20 protein-coding genes are annotated in these 24,007 nt (G+C 26.3%); all 20 read right to left on the bottom strand.

Annotated features, from left to right (window positions below):
* Window positions 1-28: 28 nt before the first annotated feature.
* The gene (locus CKV87_RS03400; RefSeq protein WP_012012447.1) at window positions 29-1,135 is read right to left on the bottom strand and encodes a glycosyltransferase family 4 protein; all 1,107 of its coding nucleotides are present in this window, start codon (window positions 1,133-1,135) and stop codon (window positions 29-31) included.
* Window positions 1,128-3,026: an asparagine synthase (glutamine-hydrolyzing) gene (gene asnB / locus CKV87_RS03395; RefSeq protein WP_012012446.1), complete on the bottom strand. Its 1,899-nt coding sequence runs from the start codon at window positions 3,024-3,026 to the stop codon at window positions 1,128-1,130. The genes CKV87_RS03400 and asnB (CKV87_RS03395) overlap by 8 nt, the downstream gene beginning before the upstream one ends.
* Window positions 3,014-4,144: a glycosyltransferase gene (locus CKV87_RS03390; RefSeq protein WP_012012445.1), complete on the bottom strand. Its 1,131-nt coding sequence runs from the start codon at window positions 4,142-4,144 to the stop codon at window positions 3,014-3,016. Before CKV87_RS03390 ends, asnB (CKV87_RS03395) begins: the two co-directional genes overlap by 13 nt.
* Complete coding sequence (locus tag CKV87_RS11675) at window positions 4,141-6,147, bottom strand: acyltransferase family protein (protein WP_012012444.1); 2,007 nt, start codon at window positions 6,145-6,147, stop codon at window positions 4,141-4,143. Before CKV87_RS11675 ends, CKV87_RS03390 begins: the two co-directional genes overlap by 4 nt.
* Before the next feature lie 3 nt (window positions 6,148-6,150).
* The gene (locus tag CKV87_RS03380; protein ID WP_012012443.1) at window positions 6,151-7,851 is read right to left on the bottom strand and encodes an ABC transporter ATP-binding protein/permease; all 1,701 of its coding nucleotides are present in this window, start codon (window positions 7,849-7,851) and stop codon (window positions 6,151-6,153) included.
* 84 nt (window positions 7,852-7,935) lie between these two features.
* The gene (locus CKV87_RS03375; protein ID WP_012012442.1) at window positions 7,936-9,111 is read right to left on the bottom strand and encodes a glycosyltransferase; all 1,176 of its coding nucleotides are present in this window, start codon (window positions 9,109-9,111) and stop codon (window positions 7,936-7,938) included.
* A complete protein-coding gene (locus CKV87_RS03370) occupies window positions 9,111-10,625 on the bottom strand; it encodes a hypothetical protein (RefSeq protein WP_012012441.1) in 1,515 nt (504 codons plus the stop codon). Before CKV87_RS03370 ends, CKV87_RS03375 begins: the two co-directional genes overlap by 1 nt.
* Window positions 10,622-11,383: an AglZ/HisF2 family acetamidino modification protein gene (locus CKV87_RS03365; protein WP_012012440.1), complete on the bottom strand. Its 762-nt coding sequence runs from the start codon at window positions 11,381-11,383 to the stop codon at window positions 10,622-10,624. The genes CKV87_RS03370 and CKV87_RS03365 overlap by 4 nt, the downstream gene beginning before the upstream one ends.
* A gap of 2 nt (window positions 11,384-11,385) precedes the next feature.
* Window positions 11,386-12,003, bottom strand: coding sequence for an imidazole glycerol phosphate synthase subunit HisH (gene hisH, locus CKV87_RS03360; RefSeq protein ID WP_012012439.1), 618 nt, complete (start codon window positions 12,001-12,003; stop codon window positions 11,386-11,388).
* Window positions 12,000-13,172, bottom strand: coding sequence for an N-acetyl sugar amidotransferase (locus tag CKV87_RS03355; RefSeq protein WP_012012438.1), 1,173 nt, complete (start codon window positions 13,170-13,172; stop codon window positions 12,000-12,002). The genes hisH and CKV87_RS03355 overlap by 4 nt, the downstream gene beginning before the upstream one ends.
* Complete coding sequence (locus CKV87_RS03350; RefSeq protein ID WP_080504830.1) at window positions 13,172-13,690, bottom strand: acyltransferase; 519 nt, start codon at window positions 13,688-13,690, stop codon at window positions 13,172-13,174. The genes CKV87_RS03355 and CKV87_RS03350 overlap by 1 nt, the downstream gene beginning before the upstream one ends.
* On the bottom strand, window positions 13,683-15,680 hold the full coding sequence (asnB, locus tag CKV87_RS03345; RefSeq protein ID WP_012012436.1) for an asparagine synthase (glutamine-hydrolyzing): 1,998 nt from the start codon (window positions 15,678-15,680) through the stop codon (window positions 13,683-13,685). The genes CKV87_RS03350 and asnB (CKV87_RS03345) overlap by 8 nt, the downstream gene beginning before the upstream one ends.
* Before the next feature lies 1 nt (window position 15,681).
* On the bottom strand, window positions 15,682-16,872 hold the full coding sequence (locus CKV87_RS03340) for a DegT/DnrJ/EryC1/StrS family aminotransferase (RefSeq protein WP_012012435.1): 1,191 nt from the start codon (window positions 16,870-16,872) through the stop codon (window positions 15,682-15,684).
* Between the two features lie 4 nt (window positions 16,873-16,876).
* Window positions 16,877-17,860 (bottom strand): SDR family NAD(P)-dependent oxidoreductase, encoded by a 984-nt coding sequence (locus tag CKV87_RS03335; RefSeq protein ID WP_228126924.1) that lies wholly within the window; start codon window positions 17,858-17,860, stop codon window positions 16,877-16,879.
* Window positions 17,850-19,028: an L-2-hydroxyglutarate oxidase gene (lhgO, locus tag CKV87_RS03330; protein ID WP_004510721.1), complete on the bottom strand. Its 1,179-nt coding sequence runs from the start codon at window positions 19,026-19,028 to the stop codon at window positions 17,850-17,852. The genes CKV87_RS03335 and lhgO overlap by 11 nt, the downstream gene beginning before the upstream one ends.
* On the bottom strand, window positions 19,028-20,116 hold the full coding sequence (locus CKV87_RS03325; protein ID WP_012012433.1) for a DegT/DnrJ/EryC1/StrS family aminotransferase: 1,089 nt from the start codon (window positions 20,114-20,116) through the stop codon (window positions 19,028-19,030). The genes lhgO and CKV87_RS03325 overlap by 1 nt, the downstream gene beginning before the upstream one ends.
* 2 nt (window positions 20,117-20,118) lie before the next feature.
* A complete protein-coding gene (locus tag CKV87_RS03320; protein WP_004510719.1) occupies window positions 20,119-20,697 on the bottom strand; it encodes an acyltransferase in 579 nt (192 codons plus the stop codon).
* A 4-nt stretch (window positions 20,698-20,701) separates the two neighbouring features.
* Window positions 20,702-21,670 carry a Gfo/Idh/MocA family oxidoreductase gene (locus tag CKV87_RS03315; RefSeq protein WP_012012432.1) on the bottom strand — a complete coding sequence of 323 codons (969 nt, stop codon included), beginning with the start codon at window positions 21,668-21,670 and terminating at the stop codon, window positions 20,702-20,704.
* 2 nt (window positions 21,671-21,672) lie between these two features.
* On the bottom strand, window positions 21,673-22,917 hold the full coding sequence (gene tviB, locus CKV87_RS03310) for a Vi polysaccharide biosynthesis UDP-N-acetylglucosamine C-6 dehydrogenase TviB (protein WP_012012431.1): 1,245 nt from the start codon (window positions 22,915-22,917) through the stop codon (window positions 21,673-21,675).
* Window positions 22,914-24,005, bottom strand: a complete 1,092-nt coding sequence (locus CKV87_RS03305) for an NAD-dependent epimerase (protein ID WP_012012430.1) — start codon at window positions 24,003-24,005, stop codon at window positions 22,914-22,916. Before CKV87_RS03305 ends, tviB begins: the two co-directional genes overlap by 4 nt.
* Window positions 24,006-24,007 lie beyond the last annotated feature (2 nt).

Below are 24,007 nucleotides of genomic sequence, written 5' to 3'. Positions count from 1 at the left end.
AGATTATACAAAACATTGACTTAATAATTTAAAATTGGTTTATCTCAAATAAATATTTATTTATAACTATTTTTTCATCATATTCTTTTAGAATTTTTTTTCTTCCAGATATTCCCATTTTATCACGCTGATTCTTATCTAGTAAAAACATTTTTTCCATTGCATTTTTTAAACTCTCAATACTCTTCACATCACATAAAAAACCATTTATATTATCATCTACAACATCTTTACAACCTACTGCATTTGTTGTAATAATGGGTTTTGCCATACTTGCACTTTCTAAAAGAGTTCTAGGAGTACCTTCTCTATAAGAAGGTAAAACTACACAATCTGCTTGTTTTATAATATCTTGAACATTGTCAGTTGTTCCTAAATAATTTATTATTTTTTTATCTACCCAATTATCTACTATTTCTTTAGGTACAGCAGTTTTATTTACTGCATCCAAAGAACCTAAAATTTGAAATTCTATATTCTGATATTTATTTTTTAACTCTTCAGCTGCTTTTACATATTCTGCAATTCCTTTATCCCAGAGAACTCTAGCAATAACTAAAAATCTAAAAATATTATCTTTTTTATTATATATAATTGGAGAAAACTTATCTGTATCTACTCCACTACCAGGCAAAACATCACATTTATTTTTAGAAATGAGTTTATTTTTTATGAATAATTCTTTGTCTTCATTATTTTGGAAAAAAACTTTTGATGATGTTTTTAATGAAAACTTATATAAAAATTTTGCTATTTTTGTAACTAAATTTTCATTTATAAATACAGTACCTAGTCCTGAAATATTATTTATTGTATTAATACCTAATAGTTTGCAAGCAATATTTCCATAAATATTTGGTTTTATAGTATAATTTAAAACAATATCTGGTTTTATTTTTTTATATAATTTATAGAATTCTATTAAAGTTTTTAAATCTTCTTTGGGATTAGTCCCTTTATTACTTATATAAATATCATGATATTCAAATTCTTGCTTTAAAAGCTCACTGTATTTATCATAAGGTGCTACTAAAATCACTTCATATCCACTTTTTTTAATAGCTCTTGCTAAATTTAATCGAAAATTATAAATATTCCAAGATGTATTTACACATACAACCACTTTTTTAAGCAAGCCATTCCTCCTTCCACATCTGATATATTAAAATAAACCAAATAGTTGTACCTAAATCTTCTTCTTCAAAAAATCTTTTTTTCAAAATATTAATTTCTTTTATATCAAAAATATTTTCATCAAGTTTTGTATCATCTAAATATTTTAATACTAAAGGTTTAAGCTCGCCCCTAAGCCATTCATTTAGAGGTATTTGAAATCCTGATTTAGGTTTATCAACCATTTCTTTTGGAAGGTACTTATAAAGGATTTGTCTTAATAGATATTTTCCTTGCTTATTTCTATATTTTATATCTAACGGTACTCTTGCCATATATTCAATAATTCTATGATCTAATAAAGGTTCACGTCCTTCTAAACTAACACTCATTGTAGCACGATCTACTTTTGTAAGTACATCATCATTCATAAAAAGTTTATAATCAATTGCCATCATTTGATCTAAAAATTCAATATTTTCTATTTTATTCCACTTTTTGAATAAATCTTCATTTTTATTAATTTTCAAAAACTTTACTATTTCTTTTTTATCCACATAACTACTTGCATTTTGGAACATCTCTTCCAAACTTTTACTATTTATAGCTCTTTGAAATTTTATGTATTTATCTTTAATATTTGTTTGTTTTAGATTTTTTGGTAATTTATTATTTATATAGTCAAGTATATTTGGATTAAAAAAATTTAAACCAATTTTCAAAAGTTCTTTTTTTAAAGTATTTGAAAAAATATTTTGAAATTTATTTAAAAAAAAGTATTTGCTATATCCACAAAAAGCTTCATCTCCACCATCTGCACTAAGCGCTACTGTTACACTCTTTCTAGCTAATTTTGATACTATCATCGTTGGTAATGCTGAGCTGTCTCCAAATGGTTCGTCATAATAAAAAGGTAAACTTTCAACTAAATCTAACATATCGCTATTTCTCATGTAATATTCAGTATGATTTGTTCCTAAATATTCAGCTATAGTTTTAGCATGTTCTGCTTCATTATATTTCTTATCATCAAAACCTATAGTAAAAGTATTGATTTTCTTACCTTGTTTTTTAGCCAATATTGAAGCTACTAAAGAACTATCATATCCTCCGCTTAAAAATACTCCAACAGGTACATCAGATACCATTCTTAAATCAATTGCATTATCAAGTATTTTTTCTATTTCTTCTAAAATCTCATTTTCATTTTTATTAAATTTATCTTCTAAATAAAAATCATTTACATCCCAATACTTAACTATTTTAAATTCAGAGTTCTCAATATAATATTCTAGATAATGTCCAGCTTCAAGTTTAAAACAATTTTTAAATATTGTATATGGAGCAGGAATATATCCAAATTGAAAAAAACAAGGTAAGACACTTAAATTTTGCTCTTTTCTAAAAATAGGATGTTTATGAAAAGATTTAATTTCAGATGAAAACATAAATTGATTTCCAACTTTATAGTAATATAGTGGTTTAACTCCTGCCCTATCTCTAACTAAAAAAAGTTTATTATTTAGTTTATCTAAGATAGAAAAAGCGAACATACCTATAAATTTATGAATACAATCTATACCCCATTGTTTATAACTGTAAAGTATAACTTCTGTATCACTATTAGAAATAAAGTTATAACCTAAATTTTGAAGTTCAGTTTTAATAATCTTAAAATTATAAACTTCACCATTAAATACTATAATATAATTTCCACAATCACTTACAAAAGGTTGATGTCCATGAGAAGTTAAATCTTGAATAGATAAACGATTGTGACCAAGATGAATACCACTTTTTTCATCAAAATAAACCCCACTATCATCAGGACCTCTGTATGATTGAATTTTAAGCATATCATTTAGAGTATCTATATTTTTATTTTTGTCTATAAATCCAACTATTCCGCACATAAAATTCTCTCATATTGTTTTATTATTTTTTCAATTTTAAAATCATTAGCTCTAAAATTTCCTTTTTCTTCATAATCTTTTCTTAAATTTTTATCATTTATAAGTAAATTCATAGCTTCTTTTAACTTTTCAACATTCTTTATTGGTACCAAAATGCCATACTCGGCAAACTCTATTTTATCTTTTAATTGAAAGGAAATATTACTAGTTGGGGCTAGTATTTCCCTTGGTCCACTTTGACAATCAGTACTTATAATAGGCAGCCCACAAGCTAAAGCCTCAACTAATACATTGGGAAAACCTTCATAATTTGAAGAAAATACAAAACAATCCGCTTTTGATAAAAATGAGAAAGGATTTTCTTTTTTACCAAGCAAATATACTTTATCATTTAAATTTAATTCGTTTATATATTTTTGAAGTCCTTCTTTTAATTCACCATCTCCAATTATCCATAAATCCGCATTAAAATCTTTTACAGCTTCAATAAGAAGCTTATGATTTTTCCCACTATCAAGTCTTCCGACTGTAACAAATGTAAATCTTTTTTTTTGAAATTCGATATCTTTTTTAGATAACTCTTCAATTGTCTCAATATCAAATAGATTATGAATATACTCTATTTTCACAACATTAAAATTATTCTTTAAATCCATCATATTCCCATAAGAGTTTGATAAACATAAACATGCTCTTGGGTATAAAGTTTTTATTAAAATTTTGTTTATTTTTCCATTTATACCATATTCATATTGAAGTGACGGCATTGCTCTTTCATTTATTATAGTTTCATGCTTAATTAAAATATTTGATAATATATTTATATAATTTGATCTACTAAGAAAACTAATCACTTGATCAAATTTATATTCTTTGATTAATTTACTCAACTTATAAGCCAAAATAGGAAGTCTTAAAAACTTTTTAATTCCTAATAAATTTTTTTGTTCATTTAAATTTAAAATCTTTACTCTACTATCTAAAGTATAAAAAATATTTTTGTGAATAAGGATTAAATAACAATCATATCTATCTACAAAATCATTTAATAAATTGCTTACAACTCTTTCTGCGCCACCACTTTCAAGAGAATTTATTAAAATTACTATTTTTCTCATTTTTTATTAATAATCTCCAATATTTCAGATTTAAAACCTTCAATTACCTCAATTGAACCATATTTACTTAGATGACTTGAATCTGAATAAATTAGATATTTTCTTTTATCTAGATTTCTACAAATATTATCTTTACATAAAATATCAGAAGGATTAAGAAAAATAAACTTTTCACTTTCTAATGATGCTTTTTCTAAATAACTATTAAATTCTTTTATTTCTTCTTTTAAATTTGAAGTAAAATTTTTTTCTAATTCTTTATTGTCACCAAAAATAGGATTGGGTCTAGTAAAAACATCATACAAATTATTATCAGCTCCAGGTACTTGTCCGATTATAATCAATTTTTTTTCTCCAATTATTTTTTTTAGCTCAAAAATAGCTTTTAAGATATCTTCTCTATTTACACTTACATTCTTTCTCTTAGCATTTTCATCTAATAAATCAGCTCTACTCATTTGACTAATCCACGAGGCAGAAACTATCAAAATCGAATTTTTATTTCCTTGATCTAAATATTGTAACCCTTTATTAAGTTGTTCTACACATATTTTATCCCAATTATTTCCCTCAGTAATTCTTGTAAAGTTAGGTAATGTTATACAACTAGTACCAGAACTACTATATAAATTTAAATTGTACGGTTTTGCTATAACTTTATAAATACCTTCCAAATAATGACTACCATGAGAATCTCCTATTAAAACAATATCTGCAGGATTTTGTGTATTAATAGCCCCAGAAGAGTATCCCTCTCCTCCATAAAACTTTTTATGGAAATTTTTGCTATCTCCTACATTTTCAAAATTAACGATACTATTAACTCTCCAAGTCCATCCATTTGAGAAGTACATACTCAAACCAACAATATTTATAATTAAAAATAATGATATTAAAATATTTTTTATTCTTTTTTTACTCATATCAATAGTTTTATTTCTAAATGGCTGTTCTATATATTTATAGCTTAACATTGCTAAAAATAAACAAATTATTAAAATAGCAAAATTATCAGATATTGTCACATTATCTGATAAATAGTTCCAAATCACAATCACAGGCCAATGAACAAGATAAAGAGAGTAACTGATTAAACCAACTTTTATAAATAACTTATTTTCCAAAACAAAATTAAATCTGCTATGTATAGATGAATATATTACAAGAAAAGTTCCTAAAGTAGGAATAATAGCATTATAATAAGGGAAAATCATATTTTCATCGAAAAAGAAAATCGAATATAAAATAAAAATTAATCCTATAAAAAAGATCATATCATAATAAAATCTTTTTGATAATCTATAATGAATAAACCAAACTAAAATAGCACCAAATAGAAATTCGAAAAATCTAAAAGGAAGCAAAAAGAATATTGTTGATTTTCCATCTGAAAATAAATCTTTTGCAAATGGGGAAAAATGATTTATTAATGCAATTTGTCCATCTTTAAAAATATAAGTAAGAATAAGTGTGATCAAAATAGTCAAAATAAATAAAATAAAAATTCTTGATTTTCTTTTTATCTTTACTAAAAAAAGTAAAGTAATTGGCCAAATTAAATAAAATTGTTCTTCAATACTCAAAGTCCATGTATGAAGTAAAGGTTTAACTTTAGATGAAACATCAAAATAATCAGACTCTACCCAGAAAAAAAAGTTTGAAACACTTAATAAAGAAGTAACTAATGAACCACCATAACTGCTTAAATGAGTAGGAGAAAAAATAAAAGCAACTATAATTGTAGTTATAGCTAAAGTAACAAATAAAGCAGGAAACAATCTTCTTATCCTACGAATATAAAAATTTTTAAAATCAAAAGAAGAAGTTTCTTCTATCTCTTTTTTTATAATACTTGTAATGAGAAAACCACTTATTACAAAAAATATATCAACACCTACAAAACCACCACTAAGATATTTTGCATCCAAATGAAAAATTAAAACGCTTAAAATTGCAATAGCTCTTAAACCATCTATATCTGCTCTATATTTAATTTTACTCAACTATTACCTACTATTAACTATTTCTATTTTTTTATTATTGATTCTATAGACTTTTTCACATCCATTTATAGTACTTAACCTATGTGCTATTATAATCAAAGTTTTATTTTCGCTTATTTCATATATTTCATCCATTATCTCTTTTTCTATTGCTTCATCTAAGGCAGATGTTGCTTCATCTAAAATTAAAATTTCTGGTTCTTGATATAAAGCTCTTGCGATAGCTATTCTTTGTTTTTGTCCACCACTTAATTTTATACCACCTTCACCTACAAAAGTATGAATACCTTCTTGATGTATTTCTAAAAAATCTAATATTTTAGCTTTTTTTAATACCTCAATAACTTTTTGTTCGTTGTAAGAACAACCAAAAGAAATATTTTCTGCGACTGTACCATCAAAAAGATAAACTTGTTGAGGAATGTACCCTATTTTTTTCCGCCATTTTTTAATATTTTTTAATGATAACAAACAACCATCCACTAACAATTGTCCTGATGTAGGTAAATATAACCCAATAATAATATCTACCAAAGTACTTTTACCACTACCACTAGGACCAATAAAAGCAATTTTTTCATTTTTCTTAATTTTTAAATCTAAATTATCTATGATAGATTTATCATTATAAGAAAATGATATGTTTTTTAACATTATTTCATTCTGAAATGTAATACTATTTTCACTAAGAGTTTCTATTTTATGACTTAATTTGTCATAAATTAAATCCAGTGCTTTGTGATAATACATTATTTGATTATAACTAGTTAATAATCTATTTGCAGAAGGCATTAAACGATATAAACCTAATATAAACATAGATAAAATGCTCATTACACTTGAAATATCATTATTCTGTATGTATATCAAATAAACAATAATTAAAGTCACAATAGAAAAACCTAAAGTTTCTAAAAAAACTTTAGGAAAATAATATAAAGATTCAAAAATTACTGCACTTTTTTTAAAACCTTCACTAGCTTCAGTAAATTTATCCACAACTATATTATCATTCGATTGTAACTTGATTATTTTATAATTTCCAAAAGAACTATTTAAAATTTCATAAAATTTCTTTTGATATTCTTCTCTTTTTATTCCCTGTTTTTTTATAACTTTTGAAATTTTTTTAATTAAAAAAAATCCATTTAATAATAAAAAAATTGTAATTACTAATGTTATTTGATAATTCATATAAATCATAACTGTATAAATAAAAATTATTACAAACACCTCACTTATCAATAATAATACTGCATTGATTAAGACAGCTAGATTATGAGTTTCATTAATTAAAATTTTTGATAATTCACTACTATTTTTATTAACATAATCCTTATAACTAAAGCCTAAAAAGTTTTTAAATAGTTGAATACTTATACTGTGAATTAGTCCTTTAGAAAATTTTGCAAGTAAATATAAATAAAATAGATTAAAAAAAGCTCTTATAAAATAAAAAATTACTAATCCTATTCCTAAAAATAAAACAAATTCTAAAGGAGTATTAAAATTAAAAATATTATATATATAGTTATAATATTTATTTGATATAACTAAATCAAAATTACTTGCAACCGAAATAAAAGGCATTAATGCAGTAACACCTATAGTTTCTATTATTGCAATGAATATGGAAAAAAGGATTAATAAAAAAAGGTTTCTTTTATCTTTTTGTTTTAATAAGTAACTAATTTTTTTATACATAATTTACCTTTCAATAATTGAATATTCAAATAAAAGTAAACCACAAACATTACTGGCAAAAATATAAATATAAATTCATAACTATTAAAGAGCATTAATAACTTTCATATATATCTCAACTATTTCTTTAGAATGCTCTTCAATTGTTGGAAATTCTTTTTCAACAAATTTTCTACCTTCTATTCCTATGTTATGTAATTTTTCTCTTTTATAAAATGATTCTATTAATTTATCTTTTAATTCTTTTTTAATCTGATTTTCTTCTGTATTTGACAAATTAGTAGATTTCTTTATATTTTTTGCCAAAACGAAAACTGCTGGACAATCTTTAAAAATACTATTTACTTCTCCATATTCATATGTAATTACAGGAACTTCATTTTGTAAAGATTCAATTATTGGATTATATGCAGTCAAAGAAATTGATAAATCTGAATTGTGTAACTTTTCTTCTATTTCAGAATATTGTAGATTTTGTTCAATAAATACATGATTTTCTAATCCATAAAGATTAATATTATTAACTAAATTCATTTCATAATCTTTGTCATCTATTATACCAATTATATCAAATTGAATTAATTCAAAAATATCTGGTCTTTCCTTCTTTATATCAATAATTACATCAATAACTAAATGTATTTTTTTCCATGAATTAATCCTTCCAATTTGAACTATATTAAATGTCTGTCTTTCTTTACAATTTGTTTTTTTTAAATTAATATTTTCAGTTCTTTGGTTCTTAACTATATAAAATTTATTTTTAAGAATTTTTAATTTATCTAAAAATAAAGTACTATTTGCACAGCCGTCTTCAGTACAAACTATTGCTTTACAACCATTCGAACTTGCAATTAGCTTATGTAATAATAGCTTTAATAAAATTTTAGGATTAAAATAATTTTTAAAATTTAAATCATCATTAAATGTAGTTCCAAATTGTCTCCAAATAAATGGTGTTCTCCTGAATAAATAATATAAATATGCAGCAATTGAAGCATTAAAAGTTTCAGCTATTAACAAATCATATTTACTATTTACTTTGATTAAAAAAAGAAATGCTTTGATAGGATTCGAATTTGCATCTTTATTTAAATAATTTATATGAGGAACATTTAATTTAGCATCCCTTAATTTATAATAATTAAGAAAGCATTCCTTTTGATAGTGTAAAATTTCAAAAATCTTTCTCATTCTCAAATTAGTTGAGTTATTTTTTTCATCTAATCCTGTATTGCCTAAAATAAGTAATTTAATCATTATTTTTTCCTTATATATGCAATATATTCATTATTTTCATACAATACTTCAAATTTATCAAAATTGTATTTCATGTCACTATATAGGTATTTTTTATTAGCTACAATAATATTAACTCCATATTCATTATATAAATATTCAAAATCGTTTGTATATATTCTGTCATTTGGCATAATTTTTTTATTCATTGCTAAATCAAATACATAGTTAGTCTCTATTGCTAAAGATTTTAAACCAGTTAAAACAGATAAAGGATAGTTTATATATGCCCCTAAAATTCCATGGATAACGTAATCATTTTTATTTTTAATATTATCTTTAATGAAGTTCATAATTTCAATAAAATCTTTTCCATAATTATCTGATGAATTAAAAAATATATATAAAGTAAATAAATATAATACTACTTGGAAAAGAATGATTATATAAAGATAACTTGTAGGCAGATACGTTATCATTATAAAAACTGAAAAAACAACTAGATAATCTAAATATCTATCTGATTCTCCTAAAAAAAGAAATGGTTTAAAAGAAGTTAAAATAAAAATTATAAAAAATGCTACAAATATTGAGAAAATAAATATATCTACATTTTTAGCAAATATCAAGACAAAAAACGCCACTAAAATATCTATATTTTTATAAAAAATGTTTATAAATGTTAAATCTGACATAAAAACTGAATATGCCAATTTAAACTCCCTATTTTTCAAATATTTAGAAAATAATACATATTGTTTAATCTTATTTCTATTTTTTACTGCAGGATGATTAAATTGACCATATGTTGCATACTTATAACTATATTTTAATTGTTGCAATAGTATATTTTTATAATGCCCAAAACTCATAATATATGCAAAAACAATGCTTAATATAAAAGAAAGGAAAGGAATAAAAGAACTTAGTAATATACTCAATAAACAAGAAGAAAGAATTAAAACTTGAGAACCAAAAGTTGATGTATTTAACGCCAATGCCGAAAATAAAATTGCTAAAAAAATAAAATATACATTATTAGTAATAAAATATAAATGGATAGAAATAAAAAAAATAAAAATAAATAATTCACCAAAAATTCTTGGAGTAAAACTATATATTCTTGGTCCAGTTGAAATTTTAATCATAGATAATGAAAAAATCATCAATAAAAAATATTTAAATGTAAAATTGTCAATTTCAATTGAATAAAAATTTATCACAAATTTCAAATAAAAAAAACCAATTGTTATATAGATAGTATCAACTAAAGGTGAAATATATTTTTCTAATTTTAATATTTTTGAACCTACAAATAAAGATGTTAACCAATGTGCAAAAAAAGGATAATCATAGTTACCACCCAAAATAAAACCAAAATTACATTTAGGAATTTTATATTTATTTTTAATAATAGAATTAACAGAAGATATATGATACCAAGTATCTGTATCTATTTTTAGTGGTCTAATTAATCGTGGGAAAAGCCTAATAAAAAAAGTTATAAAAATAAAAAAGAATATTTCAAAAATCAAGATATTATCCTTTTCAATTCTTTTTTATCTGGAAAATTTACTAAAACTCCCATCCCTTTTTTCTGATACACAACCATACTACCAACTGCACAGGCAGAAGCATTAGCTTTTTTTACAACTTCACTTATATGTTCTATTTTACCACATCCACCATTTGCTATTATGGGTACTTGAACATTTTTTGTAATACTTTTTATAAGTTCCACATCATACCCTTCCCAACTACCTTCTTTATCAATAGAAGTAATAAGCAGTTCTCCTACTCCAGCATTTTCAAGTTGTTTTGCCCATGATATAACATCTAAATTTTGCTTTTTTTTACCATGATGTGAATAAACTTTTTGTCCACCAAAAAAAGATTTTTTAACATCAATAGAACCTACTATACTTTGGTTTCCAAAGTATTTTGCTATCTCTTCAATCAATTTTAAATTATTAAAAGCATTTGAGTTTATAACAACTTTTTCAAAACCTATCTCGAATATTTTTTTTGCATCTTCTAAGCTTCTTATATTTCCACCATAACTAAGAGGCATAAAACACTCATTTGATATATCTTTTAGTATTTTAATATTTATATTTCTATTTTCTTTTGAAGCAAAAATATCTAAAAACATCAGTTCATCTACTTCAAGTTCATTAAATATTCTTACAGTATTTATAGGATCTCCTATGTAGTTATATTCTTTGAATTTTACTGTTTTTACAAGGCTTTCATTTTTTAAAAGTAAACATGGTATTACTCTAGTTCTTAACATCTCTATATCCTTGCAAAGTTTTCAAAAAGTTTCATACCAAATTTGTGGCTTTTTTCGGGATGAAACTGAGCACCAAAAATATTATCTCTTTGTATAGCACTATCAAACTCTACACCATAATTTGTTTTTAGTATAGAGTTTTTTTCATCTTCCACTTTTACAAAATATGAATGTACAAAATAAAATATTACCTCATCAAAATTATCAAAATCTTTTGTAAGTAAACTATCATTTGACTTATTTACAAGATTCCAACCCATATGAGGAACTCTATAGTTTTTATCAATTCTATCTTTAAAACTCATAGTTTGAGCTTCTATCCATCCAAGTCCAGATATACTTCCTTCTTCACTACTTTTTGTCAAAAGTTGCATTCCAAGGCAAATACCTAAAACTGGAACTTGCTCTTTCAAAGCTTTTTCATTTAGTACTTCTTTTAAATCACTTTCATTTATCTTTTTCATAGCAGTATCAAAAGAACCAACACCTGGAAGAAGTATTTTTGAAGCATTTTTTATCTTATCTACATCACTTTCTATAGTAGTTTCTATTCCTATATATTTAAACATATTTTTTATAGAACCTAAATTTCCCATCCCATAATCTACAATTGTAATCATTTTTTATCATCCTTTGGCATTGGAAAACAATATTTTAAATAAAAACTCATAGGTACTAAATTTGCTTTAGCTAAAATTTTAAAAAGAGGTCTTAAAAGCTCAAATGTTTTTTTATATGTAGGATATTCTGTCCAAGATTTTGGTTTTCTTGCCATGATTTTTTCATACTCTTCATCACTTAGTTCAAGTCTTTTTTTAAAGTATTCTAACAAGTCTTTTTCTATGTGGGGAGGTGTGTTATACTCTTTCCAAGCTTCTAATCTATCCCTTTTACCATTTCTTACAAGTGCAGATAAGGTATTATTTCTCATATCCGTATTAAACTTTTGAGGTAAATAAATACTATGAAAAAAAGCAGTCATCCTATTTTCAAGATGATGACCACCATAATACTTCCAATCATATTCTTTTTCTAAAAACTTTTTTGCATCATCTTTATTATAATCAATATACCAAAATGGTCTTATTTTCTGAATTTTTGCAAACATACTCCAAAATAAAAATCTAGTTATTGTCATAAGTGGATATGATTTCATAGGAAGTTTTCCAAACATTTTATGAATAGATTTTATATATTTCCCATCAAAATAGTTTCGTCCAACAGGAGTTATACCTTCTTCCATAAAAGAATGTCCTTCTAGTACATACTTTACTTTATATTTCCATGCAGCTCTATACATTACTTCTGCAAGTGCTAAATCTGTAGAAGCTTCTATTTCTGCCACATCTGCATAAAAAAAAGAACGGAAAATATCATCTGCTTCCTTATTATCAGTTACATGTGTATAAAGGTCTATATCAAGAGCAGTCAATACCTTTCTTATATTTTCTGTTGCTATTGCACTATTCCAAGTATTATCATAGTGAACAGCAAGTGGTCTTAATCCCCATTGTTTAGCAAGATATAACATATATGAAGAATCCGTACCACCACTTACGCCTATGATACAATCATATTTTTTATTTTTACCATCTTTTTTAATTTGTTCAATTATTTTTATAAATTGTTTTTCACCTTTTGTAGTGGCTGTTCCATAATCATTCTTTAAGTTTTCAAGTTGATGACAGTAATTGCAAACACCATTTTCATCAAAAGATATATAAGAAACTCTTTCATCATAAATACACTTTGAACAAATTTTTACTTCTATATCTAATTCCTTTTTCATTAAATTATTTTTCCTTTAATCTCGATGGGTGTTCCAAAAGCTTTACTTTTTTCTGGTATATTCTTATTTACAAAACTATTTGTTCCAATTATAGAACCTTTGCCAATAGTTATTCCTTTTTGAATAATTACATTTGGAGCTATATAACAATTATCTTCAATAATTGTTTTAGCATATTCATAAGATTCTTTTCCACCACTTATGGCCCAATTTACACTGTCATGTGAATATATTTGTACACCTGCTGAAATAGAACAATTAGATCCAATTTCTAGCCCTCCACTACCATCTAATACTACATTTGGACCTATCCATGTATTTTTACCAACTTTTACATCTCCTAAGATTAAAACACTATCGTAAACACTTGTACCTTCTCCAAATCCTAAATATTTAGCCTTTTCCCATCTATCACTAAAGTAATCACCAAAAGGAAGTACTCTTTTAAATTTTATATATGTCTCATTTCTTTTTTTATGAAATGCACAAATAATTTCTGAAATAATATTTTTAATCATAGATACTACTCCATTCTTCAAAATTAAGTAAACTCCAAACAAATAATCTTCTATTCTGTTTACCTTCTAAATGTTCATTTATAAGTTTTTGGGTAGCAGCTTTATCCATATATTTGTATATATTTGCATCAGAGTTTAAAAGTTTTGCTTTTACAAAATCTATACTTTCACCTTTAAACCAGCTATTATCAGGAGAACTAAAACCTTGTTTTACAGCTTTATGAATATCTTCTGGAATATATTTACTCATAGCTTTTCGCAAAATAACTTTTCCATCATTTGTTTTTTGCATTTTACCTATTTCATTCTCATCCATTTTTATAACTTTATTTAAATTTGCTAATTTAAACTTAACTGGTATTTTTTGAGCGAAATCTACTAAATCATTGTCTAAAAAAGGAACTCTTGTCTCTAAACTATGTGCCATAGAAAGTTTATCATCTACTACAAGTAAACCATGTAAAAATGTCTTTGCTTCAAAGTATAAAGAGTGATTTATATATTCTTCTGGTGTTTGAACATTAACTGGAGTTTTAAATACACTTGCAAAAATATCTTTTGTCCATACTTTTGTATCTTTTAAAATTGGAGAAAATACATTTTGAATATCTTTATTTGGAATAAGTCTTTTCCAAAATCCATAATATTTATCTATATAATTATCAAAACTATCATTATTTACAGCTTTATAGTATCTCCAAGGATAACCAGCAAAAAGCTCATCTCCTCCTGCACCACTAAGAACTACTTTTACAAACTTACTAGCAAGTTTTGAAGCATAATAGTTTGGATAACTCTGTCCTACTCGTGGTTCTTCTAAATGATATGCAAAATTATTCATACATCTTTCCATATCACCAGATTTTAAAACCATTTCATAATGCTCTGTTTTAAACATATATGACATATATTCAGACTTTGCTCTTTCATCAAAGCTAAGCTCCATACCACTAGCACTAGATAAATCAAAACCTACAGTAAAAGTTTTTAGAAAATCATTTGATTTTTGAAAGTGATTTGAAGCTATAGCAGTTATTGAACCACTATCCATTCCTCCACTTAAATAACTTCCAACTGGTACATCAGATATTAATTGTCTTTGTACAGCTTGAGTAAAAAGTCTATCAAGTTCTTCAATATATTCTCTTTCATCTTTAATAGTTTCAGGCTGACTAAAATCAAAATCCCAATATTGTTTTTTTTCTATTTCTTTACTTAATAAATCAATTTCAAAATAGTGTCCAGCTTCAAGTATTTGAATATCTTTATGTAGTGTTTTATTTGTAAATATATTCTGAAATGTAAAATATTCCAGTAAAGCTTCTTTATCTACTTCACTTTTATAATCTTTATACTCCAAAATAGATTTTATTTCACTAGCATATATAAATGTTTTATCTTGTGTAATATGATAATAAACTGGCTTTATACCATATCTATCTCGACATAAATAAAATTTCTTATTAAAGTTATCATAAAGAGAAAAAGCAAACATACCATTAAATCTTTTGATACACTCTATTCCCCATTCTATATATGCATATATTATTACTTCTGTATCTGTTTGACTTTTAAATCTATGTCCAAGTTCTTCTAACTCTATCTTTAACTCTTTGAAGTTATATATTTCACCATTGTAAGCTATCCAAATATTTTTAGATAAATCACTCATTGGTTGATGACCTGCATAACTTACATCCAAAATCGACAATCTTCTATGCCCCATATAAAGGTCATAATCATGAGAATGTAACTCTCTTTGAGCCGAATTTGATTCAATAGTAGGAAGCATATCTTCTATATTTTTAAATTTTTCATCTGTTAAATTTTGATAAAAAGATATTTTTTCATTATGTCTAGCACCAGTATGAAAACAAAGATAACCTGCATCATCTGGTCCTCTATGAGCAATTTTATCAGCCATAGATTTAATATAATTTACATTTATAGTTGGTCTATTTAGAGATAAGGCTCCTACTATTCCACACATATTATTTCAATGCTTCTTTAATATTTGAAATAACATAATCAAACTCTTCATTTGTCATTCCCGCATATAATGGAAGAGCAATAGATAATCTATCTGCTGCATAACTCATTAAAAAATCTTCATCTTTAAAATTATTTTTATTTTTGTAGTAACCTAAAGTATGGACAGCATGAGTTCCTTGTCTTGTAGCTATTGTCATTTCTTCGAGTTTTTCCATAAAAATATTTCTTTTTATATTAATTCTATCTATCTGCTCTTTTGTTAGATTTGATATATCTTCCCCATCTGTAAATATACAAACATAAGATTGGTATCCGTGTCTATAATTTTCTGGAATATACGGTGTTATAAGCTGTGCTATTTCTTTAAGTGCGATATCGTATTTATTAGCTACTTCTCTTCTACCATTCATAATATAATCTTTTTTATTCATTTGACAAACTCCAAGAGCTCCTTGCATATCTGTCATTCGATAGTTATATCCTCTCATTGTAAAATCAGGAAGTAAAGAACCTCCTTTTTCTTTATGTCTTTGAAGATCAGATTTGCTAGCTCCATGATCTTTTAATTGAGATACTTTAGAAGCTATATTTTCATCATCTGTGATAAGCATTCCACCTTCACCTGTACAAATAGATTTTCTAGGATGAAAAGAAAAGCATCCACAATCTCCAAAAGTACCAGAGTGTTTATCTCCAATCCATCCATCAAATCCGCATGCACTATCTTCTATAACTTTCAGATTATATTTTTTAGCCAATTCCATAATATATGGCATATTTGCACATAATCCAAAAAGATTTACAGGCATAATTCCTTTTATTGAACTATCTTTTTTAATCATTTCTTCAAGTTTCGTTTCATCAATATTAAAAGTTTTTAAATCTATATCACAAAAAACTACTTCAGCACCTGTATATTCAACAGCATTTGCGCTTGCTACATAGGTAAAAGAAGGCACTATTACTTTATCACCTTTTGTAATACCCATAGCTTCAAGACCAAGATGAAGTGCTGTAGTACAATTACTTGATGCATGAGCATATTTACTTCCTGTAAAATCTGCAAACATAGTTTGAAATTTTGCTACATTTGGACCTTGTACCACCCAACCTGTTTCAAGAGGTTTAACTATAGCTTCTTTTTCTTCATCACCAAAAATTGTTTTTGTAATAGGTATATTCAGTTTCATGGTATTATCCTCTAATCCCTTTTTCTTCTCTCCATGCAATCAACTTTTTAAGTCCATCTTCCAAAGAATATTTATATTTAAATCCTAGTTCTTTTTCTGCTCTTTCTCTTGAACCTATTCTATTTTGAACTAATTGTCTTGCATCATCTGCACTATATGGAACGTAATTAATTTTTAAATCAGAATTTTTTAGTTTTAGCATAGTGTCGCAAAGTTGTTTTATACTTGTTTGTATTTCCGTACCTACATTATAATAACCAAGTTTTACATCTGATTTTGCAGCTGCAATATTACATCTTGCAATATCTTCAACATATATAAAATCATAAGCTTGACTTCCATCTCCATTTACACTTGGTGCTTCATTTCTATCAATTTTATTTAAAACAATTGGTACTACTCCACTATAAACCGCATGTTGGTCTTGTCCTGGTCCATATACATTCATATATCTAAGACCTACTATCTCCAAACCATATCTATCATTGTATGCTGTACACATAGCTTCACCTGCTATTTTTGTGGCACCATAAAAATTCTTATTGTTAAAAGGATGATCTTCTGTCATAGGTACTTGAACTGCATCTCCGTAAACTGAAGCAGATGAACTATATATAAGTTTTTTAACTTTATGTTTAACACAAGCCTCAAGTACATTAAAAGTACCTGATATATTCACATCAAAAGCTGTTCTAGGAAAATCTTTACAATGCAAAAGCCACATAGCAGCAAGATGAAATACATAATCTACACCTTCCATTGCTTTATCCAAAACATCAATTTCTCTTACATCTCCACCATAAGGAAAAATTGAGCATCTTGGATCTTTTAGACTATCTTCAATATTTTCCATTTTTCCACGAGTAAAATTATCATAGATAATCACTTCTTTAACCTGTTCTTTTAATAATTCACTTACTACGAAACCACCAATAAATCCAGCTGCACCAATTACTAAAACTCTTGCATTCTCTAATTTATTTGACATTATTATTTTCCTTCTTATTTTCATTTATTTCATTAACTACATATTTTGCAAATGCAAAACTACATGTAAATGCAGGACTTACTGCATTTAACACATGTGTTGAATTTACTCCATGCTCTATTACAAAATCTTGAACTAACTCATTTGTTTTTGTATTTAAAAGTTGGGCTCTAATTCCAGCTGGAATTGGTTTAAAATCATTTCCAATATTCTTTACCATATTTTTTGCTTTTTGTATAAATATTTTAGAACTATAGTTTTTAATTTCCTCTATTGCTAAATTTCTAAAATTAAAACTATTAAATAAAAAAAGTTTTACTTCATAATAAAGTATTTCTATCATCTCTTGCAAATTGAAATTTCTAAAATTTTCATAATTCTCTCTCCAAAAAGCAGGTATTGCTGTTGGTCCTATTTTTATACTTCCATCACTTGTAATAGTATAATGTACTCCTAAAAAAGGATTTGCTAAATTTGGTACTGGATATATATTCGTCTTTATGTCAGTTTTATTTGTCATATATTTAAGATATATACCCTTAAATGGAAGCATTGTGTAATTTTTTGCTAAACCAAATTTTTGCGCAATCTTATCAGCATAAGCTCCTGCACTATTTATAAGATATTTATACTCTAACTTACAATCTTCAAATGAAGTATTAAAGAAAAATTTAACACTTTTTTCTTTTAGAATATCTCTTAATTTATAACAAACTTCTTTAGGATCTACACTTGCTGTATTTGGTGAAAAAAGTGCTTTTTTATATGTTTTTATATTTGAATCTATTTTTAAAACTTCTTCTTCCCCAATAACTTTCGTATCAACTCCATTGATTTCTGCTCTTTTTTGAAGTTCATAGATTCCCTCTAATTCTTTTTCATCTTTAGCCACTACTATTTTTTGCGTTGATTTAACTGCTATATCATAATTGCTACAAAATTCTTTCATAAATTTATTACCATCTACTGTAAATTTTGCTTTTAAACTATTTGCTGTATAATAAAAACCTGCATGTAAAACTCCACTATTTCTTCCACTTGCATGTTTTGCAACATTGTCTTCTTTATCAATAATTGCTATTTTTAAAGAATTGTTTTGATTTATTAGTTCATACGCTATAGTCATACCTATGATTCCAGAACCAACTATTAAATAATCATATTCCATTATAACTGTTCACTAATATAATTTATTTCTTCGTCTGTTACATAAGGATTCATAGGTAAACTCATAATTTCTTCTGATACTATCTCAGAAATAGGAAAATCACCTTTTTTATATCCAAGATATTTAAAACACTCTTGAAGATGAAGTGGCATAGGATAGTGAACTGCAGTTGGAATTCCAGCTTCTTTTAATCTATTTTGAACTTCATCTCTATTTTTTACTCTTATAGAGTATTGAGCCCAAGCTGATGTTGCTTTTTTATCCACAAAAGGAAGTACCAATCCTGATTTATTCTCTAAAGCTTTTGTATATTTTGAAGCTACTTCAGCTCTTTTTGCCAAGTCTTTTGGATAATATTTTAGTTTTACATTAAGCACAGCTGCTTGTATAGTATCAAGTCTTCCACCCATACCAATATATTTATGATGATATCTTTTTGATTGACCATGAAGTCGTAAACTTTTCATTTTATTTGCTATTTCTTCATCATTTGTGAAAACAGCTCCTCCATCTCCATAACAACCAAGTGGTTTTGCAGGGAAAAATGAAGTTGTTGAAATATCAGCAAGTGCAGAATCTGTAATGCCATCATAAGTAGAACCAAAACTTTGTGCACCATCTATAATTACTTTTAAGTTATACATTTTGGCTATTTGGTTTACTTTATCCATATCAGCAGGTTGTCCATAAAGTGATACAGGAATGATAGCTTTTGTTTTTGAAGTGATTTTTTCTTCTATTAAATCAGGATTAATATTATAAGTTTTTTCATCAATATCTACAAATACAGGAATTGCACCTAAAAATGCTATCATTTCAGCTGTTGCTATAAAAGTAAAAGGAGTAGTTATTACTTCATCGCCTGGTTTTATATCAAGTGCCATCATAGCAAGAAGTAATGCATCTGTTCCATTACTACAAGATACAGCGTATTTTGCACCAGTAAATTCTTCAAGACTTTTTTCAAGTTCTTGTACTTCATTTCCCATGATAAAGTTGCAATTTCTTGTCACTTTTAAAATAGCATTTTCTATTTCATCTTTGTATAATTGATGTTGATATTGTAAGTTTGCAAAATCTATCTTCATTTTTACTCTTCTATTAAAATTAAATTATTATTTTGGATTTTATATTTACTATTATCAAAAGTATCAACTGCTTCATCATTTTCATCAAATTTCAGTGTATTTCCAGCTTTTGATACCCATCCAATTTGCTTTGCAGGGACTCCAACCATAAGTGCATACGGTTTTACATCCTTATTTACAACAGCTCCTGAACCAATTAATGCAAATTCTCCAATAGTTACACCACAAACAACAGTAGCATTTGCTCCAATGCTACAGCCTTTTTTAAGAACTGTTTTTTTGAATTCTTCACGTCGAACTATAAAAGCTCTTGGATTTATAACATTTGTAAATACCATAGAAGGACCAAGAAAAACATCATCTTCTACTTCAACACCTTCATAAATAGAGATATTATTTTGAACTTTTACGCCATTTCCTATATTTACTTTTGGTCCAACTACACAATTCTGCCCAAATGAACAATTATTCCCGATATTTGAACCACTTAAAATATGCGAAAAATGCCAGATTTTCGTATTCTCACCTATAGTTACATTTTCATCAACATAGCAAGATTCATGTGCAAAAAAAGAAGCCATAACTTTAACCTAATATTTTTTTACAAAAAGGATGATAGTCTCCTACTAGTCCAATAGGATTAAGTTTTCTTATTTCAGAAACTATATTGATTGAATTTCTAGCTTCTTTTAATCCAAAACCTTCACCATTTAATATATGTTGGTAACTTTTTGTATGTAAATCAGTAAAACCATCACTAAATTCAAACTCCTCACCATCAACTATTATACTTCTAAATGTTCTTTTTCCTGTATCTTTTATTTCATCTGGAATATAATCATAATTCACCGATAAAAACCATCTAACATTAGCATTTTTTAGTTTCATATAACCGGCATTTGCATCTGCTTGTTTTAAATGAACAATATTTTCTTCTATTGGACCAAATATCCAAGATAACATATCAAAAAAATGAACTCCAATATTTGAAGCTATTCCACCAGATTTTGATTCATCACCTTTCCACGATACAAAATACCATTTCCCACGGCTTGTTAAATATGTCAAATCAATATCATATATTTTATTTGGATCTTTTTCTAACTCTTTAGAAATTTTTTCTTTTAATGCAATTATAGAATCATGAAGTCTTAACTGCAATATATTATAAACTTTTTTGCCAGTCTCTTTTTCAATTATTTCAAGCTGATCTATATTATGAGGATTTAATACTAAAGGTTTTTCACAAATTGCATGAGCTCCACTTTTTAATGCAAATCTTATATGACTATCATGTAAATAGTTTGGTGTAGTAATAGCCATATATTCTATTTTTTTATTTCCATCTCTATGCCATTTGTCAACAAATCTGTCAAATCTTTCAAATTCAGTAAAAAAAGAAGCTTCTGGAAAATTACTATCCATAATACCAATGCCATCATAAGGATCAAGTGCTGCTACAAGTTCATTACCTGTATCTTTAATAGCCTTCATATGTCTTGGTGCGATATAACCACTTGCCCCAATAAGTGCAAAATTCTTTTTATTTGACATATTTATAATCTCCCGTCTGTTTCATCCAAAATAGATTTAATATCAAATACTACATTATTATCTGTCTTAAGTTTTAATTCTTTAAATTCATTGTGAGCTACAGCTAAAACTATTGCTTCATATTTAGCTATGTTTAACTCTTTTATTAGTTTTAAATTATATTCATGTTCCACTTCTTTTGCATCTGCCCATGGATCATAAATATCTATATTACATCCAAACTCTTGTAATTCTTCTATTACATCTATTACTCTACTATTTCTTATATCTGGACAATTTTCTTTAAAAGTAATTCCAAGTACTAATACTTTTGAACCTTCTATTTTGTGACCTTTTTTTATCATAAGTTTTATTACTTGATTAGCTACATAGATTCCCATATTATCATTTAGTCTTCTTCCTGCTAGTATGATTTCAGGGTTGTAACCTATACTTTGAGCTTTATGAGTAAGATAGTATGGATCTACACCAATACAATGTCCTCCAACTAATCCCGGTCTAAATGGTAAAAAATTCCATTTAGTTCCAGCAGCTGCTAAAACATCATTTGTATTGATACCAAGTTTATTAAAAATAATTGCTAATTCATTTACAAAAGCTATATTTATGTCTCTTTGAGAGTTTTCTATAACTTTTGCAGCTTCGGCAACTTTTATTGTAGGTGCGAGATGAGTACCAGCTGTTATGATACTAGCATATAGTTCATTTACTTTTTTAGCAATTTCAGGAGTACTTCCTGAAGTTACTTTTAATATTTTAGTAACAGTATGCTCTTTATCTCCAGGATTGATTCTTTCTGGGCTATATCCACAGAAGAAATCAACATTAAATTTTAAATTTGAGAATTTCTCAAGCACAGGAACACAGTCTTCTTCTGTTGCACCTGGATAAACTGTTGATTCATAGATAACTATATCATCTTTTTTAAGAACTTTTCCTACTGTTTCGCTAGCTTTTATTAAAGGAGTTAAGTCAGGTCTTTTGTTTTTATCTATTGGCGTCGGAACCGTTACAATATAAATATTACAATCTTTTATATCATTTATATCTAATGAAAATTTCATACCATTTTTTATTGCTTCTTTTACTTGATTCTCTGTTAGTTCTAATGTTCTATCATATCCAGTCGAAAGTTCGTCTATTCTCCATTTTGATATATCAAAACCTACCACTTCATATTTAGCACTAAAAGCATGAGCTAAAGGAAGCCCTACATATCCAAGACCAATTACACAAATTTTACTCATTTTATTTTATTTCCTTTCTTATCATATCCAAAAAATTCCAAATACCAATCCACAAAATTATCTACTCCTTTTTGTATAGGAGTAGCTGGTTTATATCCTAAGTTTTCAACTAAATCACTAACATCTGCATAAGTTGCAGGAACATCTCCTGCTTGTATTGGCATCATATTTTTTTCTATAATTTTACCTAATTTATTTTCAATAGCATTTATAAAGTCCATAAGTTTAACAGGATTATTATTTCCTATATTATAGATTTTATATGGAGCAGATGAAGTTGAAGTTTCTCCAGTTTTTCCATTCCAATTTTTGTCAGATTTTGCAGGATTATCTATAACTCTTATTACACCTTCAACAATATCATCTATATAAGTAAAATCTCTTAACATTTCACCATTATTAAATACATCTATTTTATTTCCTTCTAGTGCAGCTTTTGTAAATAAAAATAGTGCCATATCAGGTCTTCCCCATGGTCCATAAACAGTAAAAAATCTCAAACCTGTTGTAGATATTCCAAAAAGATGGCTATAAGTGTGAGCCATAAGTTCATTTGATTTTTTACTGGCTGCATAAAGACTAATAGGATGATCTACATTGTGATTTGTTGAAAAAGGAAGTTCTTCATTTAATCCATAAACAGATGAACTACTTGCATAAGATAAATTTTTTACATTATTATGTCGACAGGCTTCTAAAATATTCATAAATCCTATAATATTACTATCCATATACGCATCAGGATTTGTTAAACTATATCTTACTCCTGCTTGAGCTGCTAAGTTACAAACCGCATCAAATTTTTCTGTTTCAAAAAGTTTCATCATAGAATTTTTATCTTCAAGATTTATTTTGATAAATTTATATTTAGGATTTGTTATAGAAGTTATTAGTTTTCCATAAGGTATATTTTTACCATCTTCTATATTATTTATTATCCCAGTCCTTTGAAGTCTTCCATATTTTACATTTTGATCGTAGTAATCGTTTATATTATCAAGCCCTACTACTTCATCTCCTCTTTCAAGTAATTTTATAGCTAGATGGCTTCCTATAAATCCGGCTGTTCCTGTAACTAATATCTTCAATT

Source organism: Aliarcobacter butzleri, assembly GCF_900187115.1.
Taxonomy (GTDB): Bacteria; Campylobacterota; Campylobacteria; order Campylobacterales; family Arcobacteraceae; genus Aliarcobacter; species Aliarcobacter butzleri.
Note: the sequence above shows the minus strand (reverse complement) of the source record. Positions and strands in the feature narration are given on the sequence as shown.

Bases quoted from the DNA above. Each gene is read 5' to 3' on its own strand.
- asnB (WP_012012446.1), bottom strand. From the start codon at position 3,026: ATGTGCGGAATAGTTGGATTTATAGACAAAAATAAAAATATAGATACT.
- CKV87_RS03390 (WP_012012445.1), bottom strand. From the start codon at position 4,144: ATGAGAAAAATAGTAATTTTAATAAATTCTCTTGAAAGTGGTGGCGCA.
- CKV87_RS03380 (WP_012012443.1), bottom strand. From the start codon at position 7,851: ATGTATAAAAAAATTAGTTACTTATTAAAACAAAAAGATAAAAGAAAC.
- CKV87_RS03375 (WP_012012442.1), bottom strand. From the start codon at position 9,111: ATGATTAAATTACTTATTTTAGGCAATACAGGATTAGATGAAAAAAAT.
- CKV87_RS03365 (WP_012012440.1), bottom strand. From the start codon at position 11,383: ATGTTAAGAACTAGAGTAATACCATGTTTACTTTTAAAAAATGAAAGC.
- hisH (WP_012012439.1), bottom strand. From the start codon at position 12,003: ATGATTACAATTGTAGATTATGGGATGGGAAATTTAGGTTCTATAAAA.
- CKV87_RS03355 (WP_012012438.1), bottom strand. From the start codon at position 13,172: ATGAAAAAGGAATTAGATATAGAAGTAAAAATTTGTTCAAAGTGTATT.
- CKV87_RS03350 (WP_080504830.1), bottom strand. From the start codon at position 13,690: ATGATTAAAAATATTATTTCAGAAATTATTTGTGCATTTCATAAAAAA.
- asnB (WP_012012436.1), bottom strand. From the start codon at position 15,680: ATGTGTGGAATAGTAGGAGCCTTATCTCTAAATAGACCAACTATAAAT.
- CKV87_RS03340 (WP_012012435.1), bottom strand. From the start codon at position 16,872: ATGAAACTGAATATACCTATTACAAAAACAATTTTTGGTGATGAAGAA.
- CKV87_RS03335 (WP_228126924.1), bottom strand. From the start codon at position 17,860: ATGTCAAATAAATTAGAGAATGCAAGAGTTTTAGTAATTGGTGCAGCT.
- lhgO (WP_004510721.1), bottom strand. From the start codon at position 19,028: ATGGAATATGATTATTTAATAGTTGGTTCTGGAATCATAGGTATGACT.
- CKV87_RS03325 (WP_012012433.1), bottom strand. From the start codon at position 20,116: ATGAAGATAGATTTTGCAAACTTACAATATCAACATCAATTATACAAA.
- CKV87_RS03320 (WP_004510719.1), bottom strand. From the start codon at position 20,697: ATGGCTTCTTTTTTTGCACATGAATCTTGCTATGTTGATGAAAATGTA.
- CKV87_RS03315 (WP_012012432.1), bottom strand. From the start codon at position 21,670: ATGTCAAATAAAAAGAATTTTGCACTTATTGGGGCAAGTGGTTATATC.
- tviB (WP_012012431.1), bottom strand. From the start codon at position 22,917: ATGAGTAAAATTTGTGTAATTGGTCTTGGATATGTAGGGCTTCCTTTA.